Annotated in this window: 10 protein-coding genes; 2 read left to right on the forward strand and 8 right to left on the reverse strand. The window is 35.3% G+C overall.

Translation table 11 applies throughout. From position 1 onward, the window contains the following. Positions 1-652: 652 nt before the first annotated feature. Positions 653-1,066 carry an EamA family transporter gene (locus GM921_RS07680; RefSeq protein ID WP_182922009.1) on the forward strand — a complete coding sequence of 138 codons (414 nt, stop codon included), beginning with the start codon at positions 653-655 and terminating at the stop codon, positions 1,064-1,066. Between the two features lie 69 nt (positions 1,067-1,135). Further along, the gene (locus GM921_RS07685) at positions 1,136-2,140 is read left to right on the forward strand and encodes a YncE family protein (protein ID WP_182922010.1); all 1,005 of its coding nucleotides are present in this window, start codon (positions 1,136-1,138) and stop codon (positions 2,138-2,140) included. 65 nt (positions 2,141-2,205) lie between these two features. Here the strand turns inward: GM921_RS07685 and GM921_RS07690 are convergent, their stop codons facing one another. The 8 genes from GM921_RS07690 to GM921_RS07725 all read right to left on the reverse strand — a co-directional run bounded on the left by GM921_RS07690 (position 2,206) and on the right by GM921_RS07725 (position 11,797). After that, positions 2,206-5,241 carry an efflux RND transporter permease subunit gene (locus tag GM921_RS07690; RefSeq protein ID WP_182922011.1) on the reverse strand — a complete coding sequence of 1,012 codons (3,036 nt, stop codon included), beginning with the start codon at positions 5,239-5,241 and terminating at the stop codon, positions 2,206-2,208. Continuing rightward, the gene (locus GM921_RS07695) at positions 5,241-6,167 is read right to left on the reverse strand and encodes an HlyD family efflux transporter periplasmic adaptor subunit (RefSeq protein WP_182922012.1); all 927 of its coding nucleotides are present in this window, start codon (positions 6,165-6,167) and stop codon (positions 5,241-5,243) included. Before GM921_RS07695 ends, GM921_RS07690 begins: the two co-directional genes overlap by 1 nt. A gap of 1 nt (position 6,168) precedes the next feature. Next, complete coding sequence (locus GM921_RS07700) at positions 6,169-7,455, reverse strand: TolC family protein (protein WP_182922013.1); 1,287 nt, start codon at positions 7,453-7,455, stop codon at positions 6,169-6,171. Positions 7,456-7,501: 46 nt separating this feature from the next. Further along, entirely contained in the window at positions 7,502-8,296 is a 795-nt protein-coding gene (locus GM921_RS07705; RefSeq protein WP_182922014.1) for a phosphatase PAP2 family protein, read from the reverse strand. A 10-nt stretch (positions 8,297-8,306) separates the two neighbouring features. After that, positions 8,307-8,714, reverse strand: a complete 408-nt coding sequence (locus GM921_RS07710) for a hypothetical protein (RefSeq protein WP_182922015.1) — start codon at positions 8,712-8,714, stop codon at positions 8,307-8,309. 329 nt (positions 8,715-9,043) lie between these two features. Continuing rightward, complete coding sequence (locus GM921_RS07715) at positions 9,044-10,291, reverse strand: sensor histidine kinase (RefSeq protein ID WP_182922016.1); 1,248 nt, start codon at positions 10,289-10,291, stop codon at positions 9,044-9,046. Further along, positions 10,288-10,965, reverse strand: coding sequence for a response regulator transcription factor (locus GM921_RS07720; RefSeq protein WP_182922017.1), 678 nt, complete (start codon positions 10,963-10,965; stop codon positions 10,288-10,290). Before GM921_RS07720 ends, GM921_RS07715 begins: the two co-directional genes overlap by 4 nt. A 241-nt stretch (positions 10,966-11,206) precedes the next feature. Next, the gene (locus GM921_RS07725; protein WP_182922018.1) at positions 11,207-11,797 is read right to left on the reverse strand and encodes an HD domain-containing protein; all 591 of its coding nucleotides are present in this window, start codon (positions 11,795-11,797) and stop codon (positions 11,207-11,209) included. Positions 11,798-12,077 lie beyond the last annotated feature (280 nt).

Consider the following 12,077-nt stretch of genomic DNA (forward strand, 5'->3'; position numbering starts at 1 on the left):
GCTTACCTTAACTCTTGGCAGCCGAAAGGTCAAATTTTGTTTTCCTTGATGAAAAAATAACCAACGAGATCAAGTCAGGAACGATGCTACCACACTTAAGACTTATACATGGCCCGCCGCTCCTATCTGCATTAAGCTCTTTTGGGCATTGGCAAAATGAGAGAACTAAATATTAGCCCAGAACAATGCCTTTTGTGAAGGTCTTCTTCGAGTCTCCTTCGGGACTTGCTCGAGAAAAGGGGCATTTTCTCGAGCATGACTCGAACAAGACCTTAACAAGACCTAATGAAATGGATATTTTTTAACCTATATCCTAGCTTGCTCTAGTAGCAGTTGATTGTGCTATAATCTTAAGTTTTTCAGACAAACTCATACCGCTTCTTTAACGTTTTTAAAAAACGCTCAAAAACCCCAGCATAATGCACCTTTAAAACCGATAGCCCACATTTTTATAGCGATAAAGGAATTGCATTAGAGCCGTATCTTCTAGGTTATCTAATAGGTAGAACTGTGTTGGTGCAGTAGCCGACCTGATGAAAAAGAGGGTATGTGCTGCATGTGGCTCAAATACTTGCCCATTTACACTAAAATTGTTAAATAGAATAGAAATGCCTTAACATTTTGGTATCTTGAATTACAATTACAAAAAACTATGTGGAAATTATATGCTGTCCTTTCTGCGGTTTTTGCTGCTGCAACTGCCATTCTAGCTAAGATTGGAATTAAAGGCATTAACGGGAACATCGCGACAGCTATTCGTACTATTGTTATTCTTTTTATTGCATGGGGAATTGTTTTAGCTAGTGGCGAAATACGTGAACTTAAAACGTTAACCAAAAACAATTTAATTTTCTTAGCCTTATCAGGAGTTGCCACAGGTTTATCATGGATATTTTATTTTAAGGCCTTAGAAACTGGCAATGTGTCTAAAGTTGCACCAATAGATAAACTAAGTGTGGCAATTGCCTTAGGTCTTGCTTTTTTAATTTTAAAAGAACCTATTGATGCCAAAACATTGGTAGGTGCCCTATTGGTGGTTGCAGGTAGTATTATTATCATTTTATAATCACACTGATTTAAAACTAACTACAGGATTACTACAGAGTGTTTGATTTTATTTATAAAAAGATAAATCATGAAACATAACATTCTTACACTGGCGCTGTTAATGAGTTTAAGCGCTGCTAGTTTTGCTCAACAAAAAACTGGTCTTCATATTGTACAAACCCATAAAATACAAAGTGATGGCGGTTGGGATTATCTTACCATTGATCAAAAAAATAATAACTTATATGTTTCACATGGCAACCAGGTTAACATTCTTAATAAAAATACTGGCGATTCAACTGGTGTAATTCATAATACCATGGGTGTACATGGAATTGCTATTGCCACTCCTTTTGAAAAAGGATATACGAGTAATGGAAGAGCAGGAACGTGTACAGTTTTTGATTTAAGCACTTCATCGGTAATAGGTCAAGTTACGGTAGGGCAAAATCCAGATGCTACTTTTTTTGATGATTTCTCTAAAAAGGTAATCGTTTTTAACGGCAAAAGTTTAGATGCAAGTATTATCGATCCGCAAACAGATAAAGTAGTGGCAACAATCCCGTTAGGAGGAAAACCAGAAGCTGGTGTATCTGATGGCAAAGGGAAAATATATGTAAATATTGAAGATACCGGAGAAATTGTATGTTTTGATGCGACTACTTTTAAGGTTTTATCGAGGTATAAACTTAAAGGTGGCGAAGAACCTAGTGGTTTAGCTATTGATAGAACAACATCACGGTTATTTACAGTTTGCGCAAACAAAGTGATGCTTATTTTAGATGCTAAAACAGGCAGACAAGTTTCAACTTTACCCATTGGGGATGGTTGTGATGGTGTGGTATTCGACCCTATCTTAAAAACTGTATACAGCTCTAATGGCGAAGGAACTATTACTGTGGTTAAGGAAGTAACTGCCGACAAATTTGTGGTACAAGAAACTATTGCAACTAAAAGTGGTGCCAGAACAATTGCATTAGATGCCGTTACTCATCATCTTTTCTTGCCTACCGCAGAGTTTGAAAAAGCTACAGGAACAGGGCGTCCGAAAAGAGTATCAGGAAGTTTCCAAATTCTTGAAATAGGAAAATAGCAGATTTATTTTTTAACCACATAGAAACATAGCTAATGTGTATTACAACTATGTTATCTATGTTTCTATGTGGTAATCTCTTTACGATAAAACTTCCGAATTAAGCTTGGCAACACAATCAATAAAAGCGGTAGTGCAATAATAAACCCACCTATTACCGAAATGGCTAATGGCTGATGCAATTGCGCTCCTGCACCAATACCAAGAGCCAATGGCATTAAAGCTATAATTGCACCTAAAGCCGTCATCAGTTTTGGTCTTAATCGTGTAGAAATAGCAAAAGTAATCGCATCATCTACACTTTTTTCATGTAGGGATTCCTTAAACTGCAAGAATGTGAAAATGGCATTCTCACCAATAATCCCTACAATCATTATTAAACCTGTATAGCTACCTACATTGAGCGGTGTATGAGTAATAAACAAGGCTAAATAACTACCTGATATACCTAACACAGCAATTAAAAGTATTAAAAATGCAATTTTAAAATCCTTAAACAGGAATAATATCACACTAAAAACTAATAAACTAGAGGCAATTAGAATGGTCAACAATTCAGAGAAAGATTGTTGTTGTTCTTTGTACGCACCACCATATTCGATATGATAACCAGAGGGCAAATTGATTTTAGCAGTTACCGCAGCCTGAATAGCTGCCATGGCACTGCCTAAATCTCTATTATCTAGTCTTGCGGTAACCACGCCAATTGATTGTAGGTTTTCGCGTTCAACTTCTGCGTTTCCAGATTTGATTTCGACTTTTGCTAAGTTCTGAATTGGAATTGCTCTTCCATCTGGTAAAAAGATTTTAAGACTACTTACATCGGCTACGCCAAAACTCTTACTATTTGGATACACCATACGGATGGGAGAAAGTTGTTGCGTATCGTACAAATTGCCAATTAAATTACCTTGCATAGCGGTTTGTACTTGCATTTGAAAACTTTCTGGCGTTATTCCATATTGGGCTAAGGTGTTAAAGTTTGGCAAAATGTTTATGGTTGGACCAGAAAGTATAATGCCATCAAATACATCGGCGGTTCCGTTAATATGTGTAACCACATCAGAAACTTTTCTTGATAGTTCTTGTAATTTTTCTTGATCATTCCCAAAGATCTTCACTTCAATTGGCTGCGTAGAACTCATTAAATCGCCAAGCATATCTCCTATTACCTGACCAAAATCTACAATTAATGCAGGCTGCGTACTTTCTACATGTTTTCGTATTTCTGCAATTACATCATCGGTACTTTTACTCCTATTGTGCTTCAATTGAATCAAGTAATCGCCAGTATTGGGTTCAGTAATAAAGAAACCCATTTGCGTTCCTGTTCTTCGAGAATATGCTTCTACTTCTGGTATTTTAACCAATTCTTTCTCTACTTCTCTTAATATTCTATCCGTTTCTGCTAAGGAAGTTCCGGGCGGTGTGGCATAATCTAACACAATACTCCCTTCATCCATTTCTGGCAAAAAACCAGTTTCTAATCGTGGAAACACAAAAACAATTGAAACAATAAGCAGTACAATAAATATAAAGCTGATGTAGCTACGCTGGAAAAAATAACCCACCCATTTTTGAGATTTAACCTCATGTACTATGGGTTTTACATTGGAGGTATTTTGTTTTGAGTTTTTAGTGAGTAGTAAATAAACAACAGGCAAAGCCATCCAGGTGACAAAGAATGAGCAAACCAAAGTAATAATCATGGTGTTGGTCATTACCTGAAAATAAGAACCAGCAACACCTGTCATCAATACAAATGGAATAAAAATAACAATGGTACTAATAGATGAGCCCAACATAGCTGGGAAAAGGTAATTAATCGCCTTGCTTAATAGATTTACCGTTGGCTCTTCGGGATGTTCCTCATGCGTTCGGTGAATTTGCTCAACAACTACAATTGCATCATCTATAATTAAGCCAATAGCCGCAGCAATAGCGCCTAAAGTCATGATGTTTAAAGAATAACCGATAAAATATAAAGCAATTACCGTTAAACAAAGTGTAATTGGGATGGTGATGAGTATGGTAGTACTTGCTTTTAGCGATCTTAAGAAAATAATGGCGACAATAATGGCTAGCGCCAATCCAATCCAAAGGCTATCTCTTACACTTTTAACAGATTCATTTACAAAATCTGCTTGTACATAATAAGGTTTAATTAGTACTCCGGCAGGTAAAATACTTTTCAGTTTACCAACTTTAAGCGACATCTCTTTAGAAAGATCAACCAAGTTGGCATTAGGCTGTTTAATAACCGCTATTAAAATTCCATCCTTTCCGTTGGCATTAATTCGGGTGTACTCTACACTTTCCTGTATTTTTACTGTGGCTACATCTTTAAACTTAACAATTCTGTTTCCTCTCCTAGTGAGCACTAATTCTTCTAAATCAGCTTTGCTTTTAACTGTTGCATCTGTTACCGATAAGTACAAATAGTTAAATTCGGAAACGTAACCGTTAGATTTAATAAAATTAGTTTGACTTAAGGTGGTATTAATCTGTTCGGGAGAAACACCCAATACCTGCATTTTTTGAGGATCGAGTTCTATCCAATATTCTTTGGTTTTCCCGCCAATCACTCTAATTTCAGAAACGCCATCTACTTGAGATAAAAAAGGTTTAACGGTGAAGTCTGCTATCTTTTTTAATTCTACTGCCGATTTAGTATGACTTTCTAAACTGTATCCACTTACAGGCAAAATAGATGGATTCATTTTCTCGACAGAAATATTTACTCCGGCAGGTAATGATGCGGTTATTTTTGCTATTTGCGCTTCAATTCTCTGTTGGCTTAAATCAATATCGGCACCTGGATTCATGTAAGCAGATAATTCACAACTTCCTCTGCTTGTTGTACTTCTTACCAATTGAAGGTCTGGTACTTGTTTTACTGCATTCTCTAATGGCCGAGTTACGGTGAGCACCATTTTATCAACAGGTTGCAACTCTGCCTCTGCAATAATTTTTATTTTAGGGAAAGTAATTTCAGGAAATAATGATGTTTTTAACTGCTCAAAAGAATACACACCGCCCAATAAGACAATAACGAGTACAGCTAGGATAGGGTTTTTATGGGAGATGAAAAAACTCTTCATTATTTCAAAATTTTAACTTTCGCAGTATCTGCAATGCCATAATTCCCACTAGTTATAATTCTATCCTTTTTATCAAACTTAGGCGTAATTACTTCTATCAAACTGTTGTTTTCAATGCCTTTTGTAACGTTAACTTTTACAGCTGTAGAATCATTTATCATTTTCATTACCCAAAACTCGTCTTCTGTTTCATTTGCTAGCACAGCTGATTTTGGCAATACTTGCGCATTTGGATGATTAAGTTTAGTCAACCTAACTTTTGCAATTAAGCCTTCGGGGATAAGATTACCAGCATTTACTTTAATGATATAACGTTGGGTTTGCGCTAAAGAATCAACTGCTGGCATTGTTCCAGCAAGAACACCATTCATTTTTTGTCCATCGGGTAATTCGATTTGCAAATTGTGATTACTTTTAATCAGTTGGGTATATTCATACGGAAGATCTAATAAAAACACCAAACTGTTTCGGTTGCTGATGGTTGCCAAAGCCTCTCCATCTTGCACATAATCTCCTTTTTGATGATTAACCTGAACAATCAACCCAGATTGTGCGGCACGAATGTTAGAAATACCAGAAAACTTTAAATCTGGATCTAGTTTATTTACACTGTTGCCAATTGCCTTTGCTTCTTTAGTAATTAAGCTAAACAGAGTTTGCCCGCTACTTACTTGTTTGCCCGTTTGTGCATTTGCAGTTAGCACATATCCGTTAATATTTGCTTTAACAAAGCTTTTTTCTAGGTAGGCAGAAACAGCTGTTACTTCAACCGATTCGGTTAACGAACTATCACTTATTGTAGTTACTTGAACAGGTGTAATTGGATCTGGTGCTTCTTCAGATTCGGTATTGGCTGCAGGCTGACAAGAAGCAAGAACGAGTAAACTAAATGCACCAAACGCTAAAATTTTAAAATACCTATCCATGTTATTTATTCCAGTAATTAAATTGATTAATTAATTTCAGACGATTAATATTAGTTTGCCTGAGCAGGTTTTGTGCAGCCATGTAATTGTTAATAGCGATAATGTAATCTGCCACTTTCACATCTCCTGTATGCAATAATTTACTATTCACATCTATTAAACCTTTTGCGAACCTAATTTGCTCGTTAATTTGTGCAGATAATTGATCTGTATTGCTGATCTGTTTAGAGAGCATATACAATTGTTGTTTTTGCTGGCGGATGAAGAAATCTTTATACGTGCTTGCCGTAAGTGTTGAGAAACCTAATTTATCGTATTGCATTTTCTTTTGATGGCCATCATAAATAGGAATAGACAACGTGAAGCCCACACTTGCACCAAAGTTTTTATAGGGTTGCAGTATAAATGAAGAATTATAACCGCTATTGGCGTAAACACCTAGCTTTGGTTTATAATTTAAATCGATAGCTTGCTTTTGGTTGATGTATTTAAGGCTATCAATATCAAATCTTTTGGTAAAAAAATCATTCTCTGTCAGTAAAACTGGATTTTTTAATGTTGGCTCTGCTAAAACAGCTACGGTTGTATCTGTAATTCCTGCTAAGTAATTAAGCATTGCATAATCGCTTTGATATTGAAGTTCGGCTTGCTTTAAAGTTAACTGCTGTTGTTGCAACGTCACCAGAAAAGTAAGGTATTCTGATTGTTTATAGATATTATTCCTAGTTAGTTCTTTTAATAAAGTCTCTTCCTTTTTTAATAGTGTAAAAACGTTTTTATTAAAATTCACATCTTGCTGACTTGCATAAACTGCAATGTATTGATCTGTTATTGATTTATTTAAATCGAATGTAGAAAGCTCTCCCGCATATTTAATAGAATCGCTTTGTAGCTTTATACCTTGTAACTGATTACTAATTTTCTTCTTGTTTAGCAGATCATAATTTACGTTTAGTAATGCTTCTAAAACTTGACCATTAGATAGCGCTTCATCATACCCGTAGCCTTTAATTATAGGTGCATACATTCCGGCAGAGCTTGCAGTAACTTGTGGTTTTGCAGTGGCTAAAACAAGTAAGCTATCAATTTTAAGCGCTTGCTTTTGGTTTTTGTAGTCTTTTAAGGTTGGACTAGATTTAACCGCTTCTTGAAGAAAATAATCGATATTTCGAGTAGGATTTTGCGCCTTTATTGCTGAAGGCAAAAGCATTGCAATGCAACAGATGATTAGAAATTCTTTAAAAATTATCCAATTACGCATTTTACGAATAGCAAATAAATATCTCATTTAGCTACAAATTAGCTATCAAATATGGAGCAAATCTGTAGTTACGTTAAAAAGTATAGCTCGCCATTAATCCATTTGCCCCCTCTTGTCTATAAGGCATTACCGATAAATTTGTAATATCTTTCTTAGTAAATATTCTTTTTAGATGAGGATAAATTAGGTATGAAAGCTTAGTAGAGACGATACCGAACCCTGCTCCCGCTACCACATCGCTAAACCAATGTTTGTTGTTATACATTCTAAGTGTTCCCGTTGCTGTTGCAACAAAATATCCTGCGTAGCCAATCCATGGCGATTTATATTTAAACTCTTGGTATAGAAATTCTGCGGATGCAAAAGCCGATGCCGTATGACCAGATGGGAAAGAATTATTGCCCGATTCATCTGGTCTTAATCGATGCACACCTTGTTTTACAAAATGAGTAGAAAGGCCCATTATTGCTGCTGAAGTTACATATAACATTGAAGCATCAAATAGATTATGCCGTCCTTTTACCCCTGCAAAGTTAAGTCCCCATACAGCAATTGCTGGTGCAAACTGCGCATAGTCATCAACATGAGCAGCAAACTGTGGGTGATCTTCTTGTAATTCATACCGAGTACTTACATCCAACTCCTTCAATGCGCCATGATTATACACTGCAGCAAAACCATACCCAATTAAAACTGCTGGCGCAATAAAATGAACTGCCCTAAACCTTTCGGGCTTAATTTCTGCTGTAATATTTTTAATGGCTATCGGATTTAGCCTCACATTTGAAGTAGTATCTTGCTGTTGAGCAAAACAAGTAGTTGCTATACAAATTAACAGCAAAAACCCTATTGCATTTTTTAAACCCATTTAAACTCCCTTATTTTTTAACTGGATTTCCTTTTGCATCAAACAAAAGATCTTTACCATTTACCTCTGCCTCATAAATCACAGTACCATCTGCTTTGGTTATTTTAGCAGCTTCAGTAATTTTTTGACCTTTCAATTTCATTTTAACTGCATCTGGAAATTCAGCAACTTTAATTTCAGTTTCGGTTTCAGTTACTACACCGTTTGCAGTATAAACTTCAGAAGTTTCTTTACCGTTTAATTTAAATTCCGCTTCATAATTTGTCTCTTCTTTTGTCCAGCTCACTTTTGTAGAAACATGATTTTTAGCGAAAGCAGATGTTACTGCTGCTGGCACTTTACTTGCATTTAGTTTTTGTGCATAGCTTGCTGACACTACAAAGCCTAGCATTAATAGTACTACTATTATTTTTTTCATGATTATAGAATTTTACATAAAGTTAATTTTCAATTCTATAGTAATTCTGTAGCTGACTTACTTGCTAACCTGAATTCGGTTATTTTATTTTAAATTAAATAATAGATTCCTTCTACGCTCGTCATTCCCGTGAAAACGGGAATCGTAATGCGGTTGCAAGTATATTACCGACTACCGCATTACGTTTCCCAGTCAAGCTGGGAATGACGTGCCAATCGAGTTGGGAATGACGAGCAAGATTCCACTTAGCTACAGGACAGAAAGACGACCGTTCATACAAAAAGCCCTATAGATTTTTCTAAAACATATTATTAGTCGAACTCAGGTTACTAAAAATGAATGGTAAAAGAATGCTTTTCATTATGATAGGCATACGCTATCGTGAAACCGTATAGTGCACAAATTTGCTTTGAAATGGCTAAGCCTAACCCTAATCCTTCTGATGGAGCTGATTTAGAAAACCGTTCAAAAAGCTGATCATTTAAACCAACATCTTTACCAGTGTTAATTAGCTGTAATGAGTTTTTTTGCAATATAATTTCAATAGTTCCTCCGGTGTGATTGTGCCTAACTGCATTACTAAAAAGATTGTTCATGAGTATATCTGCTAAATATCTACTCATTTTTAATTGACAGGCATCTAATTGCTTAATTAGTTGAAGTTCATCTTTTTCAAAAAGCTCTTGAAACTGCCTAATCTTACTTTCCAGCAATTCTTTCATGTCAATATCTTGCAAATCAGGAATAAGGTTGTTTTCTATTTTAGCCAGCAGTAATAACGATTGATTAAGCCTTGATAAACGACCAACTCCTTGGTAAATATCTTCGAGCAATGCGCCTTGTTGTTTGGTGAAGGATTCGGTTTGCAGCAAAGAATCTAATTTAGAATTGATCACAGCAAGCGGTGTCATCATTTCATGCGAAGCATTATCTGTAAAACTTTTTAGTTCTTTATAATCTTGTTGAACCCGAGCTGCCATCGCGATAGCAGAATCATTTAGCTCATTAAATTCATCAATTTTAGTTGGCTCCCTATTAATTTTACCCATTCTCGATACTTCATAGGTTTTCATCTGATTTAAGAGCGTATAAAATGGTTTCCATAATCTATTCAATACAAAGCGATTAATTAAGATTAAGCTGATTAGCAAAAAGCAGGTTATACCAAGGGTGATGAATAAAATTATCCGCACTAAATCTTCTGATTCAACTCTTGATTTTGTTATGGTAACTATATATTTTTTCCCGTTTAGGTTAACAGTCGTAATTAAACTCCTGCCAGGTTCAACTTCCTGTTCTTTTGCATTATAATAGGTAGTATAGCTAAACTCTCTAGGCTCATTATTGTTTCCTGCATCTTTATAATGAACTTGTTGATCTATATAACTAGCGGGTAGCGGAAGTTTTTGATAGGTTTTTACATATTGATTAATTTCATTTTCCTCAACCGCTAAATCTTTGTCCAATTTTTCAGTTAATATAAAATGGATAACCACGTAGTAGATAACTCCGGTAATTATTAAAACAACCAGAGAGGTAAGAATATTTACCTGATTATATCTACTTGATAATTTCATGCAGCTCCAAATTTATAACCAATACCATACACAGAATGAAGATAATCCTTTCCGCCTGCTTCCATTAATTTCTTACGGAGATTTTTAATATGTGTATAGATAAAATCGAAATCATTAGCAATATCCATTTCATCGCCCCATAAATGTTCGGCCATTGCATTTTTAGTTACTACTTTACCTTTATTTGATAGGAAATAAACCAATAAATCAAATTCCTTTCTGGTTAAGGTTACTAGTTGTCCATTAACAGTTGTTTGCATGGCAAAAACATCAACATTAATCTCGTTAAATACAATCACATTATTTCCATCAAAATTTTTGCGACGAACAATAGCACTTACTCTCGCTTTTAACTCAGATAAATGAAAGGGTTTAACCAGATAATCATCAGCTCCTAAATCCAGCCCTGCTAATTTATCGTCTAAAGAATGTCGAGCAGAAATAATTAGCACACCATCTTTTTTCTTTAGGCTTTTAAGTTCTCCTAGCAAATTTAAGCCTTCCCCATCAGGCAATCCTAAATCTAAAAGAATACAATCGTAACTATAAAGGGCAATTTTTTCAGATGCAGTTCTATAATTTGTTGCATACTCACACACATTCCCTTCCTCGGTAAAGTAAGTTAATATACTATCTAAAAGCGCCTGCTCATCTTCTATAATTAAAATTTTCATGCTATATAAAGTAATGAAATTTATATGTAAATGCCCAATACAATACCGAGATACTTCTTTTTAACCTCAACCCGATTAATAATAGAGCTGCTCGTCATTGCGAGTCTCCGGTTTTTCATCGGGACGAAGCAATCTTTCATGATTAGAAAGATTGCTTCGTCGCTGTGCTTCTCGCACTGACGATTTGACTATATAACAACTATCATTTTTGTCAAGTTATTAATCGAACTCAGGTTTTTAATTAAGGAACCTGCAACAGTCTCTTAATATTTTCTTCTTTTTTAGGTTGAAGATTTACTTGGGCGTAAGGTGTAAAATACTGATGAAACTGAAGCATCTCCCAGTTTATGCCATCCCACTGTTTTTGGGTGTAAGTAAGACCGATGATTTCTTCCCATTCTTTTTTTAGTGCTGTAGCAAAATCTGAGTATCGCTCAGAAGAAAAATGATAGAAATCAGCATCGCAAACTACCATTTCTATTAAGTTTGCAGGATTCTGAGGATACCTAGTTGCTAAAATACAAGAGCTAACATCTGCTATTTTCTCATTTGCTATGCCTAAACCGGCTAAAAATTGTGTGGCAATTTCTATACTAACCAGTTCGTGATCTTTATACACGTCTATATAACCAGTATCATGAAACCAGGCTGCGAGCATAACAATCTCCATCTCTTCTGTTGTTAAACCAGATTGAGAACCTATTTCTTGTGCCGCAGTAACCACATAACTGGTATGTAATGCATTATGAAAATAAAGTTGTGGACTTAATTTCTCTTTAAAAAGCTCTGTTACAAACTGACTAACTGCTACAATTAAATCTTTAAAATCCATAGTCCTTCTTCTCGGTACAAGATTAAAGATGAAATCTGTAGAGATGTTGAAGTATGCTAAAATGTGTCGTCATGCTGCTTATCTAAGCATCTTTTAAAGGTCTTCGACAAGTTAATTTTCTAGGGCGTAAGGTATGCAAAGCAAATCACCTTAATGTAAATGAAAGGATTTGACCAGTATTGATAGTAAATGAGACTTTTGAGACTAATTGAGACTTTTTTGATAGTATTTATTGGATGCCTAATTACATTATTTTCTTCATAAAGCGCCATAACAGGTT

It is taken from the genome of Pedobacter planticolens (assembly GCF_014172375.1).
GTDB classification, from domain to species: domain Bacteria; phylum Bacteroidota; class Bacteroidia; order Sphingobacteriales; family Sphingobacteriaceae; genus Pedobacter; species Pedobacter planticolens.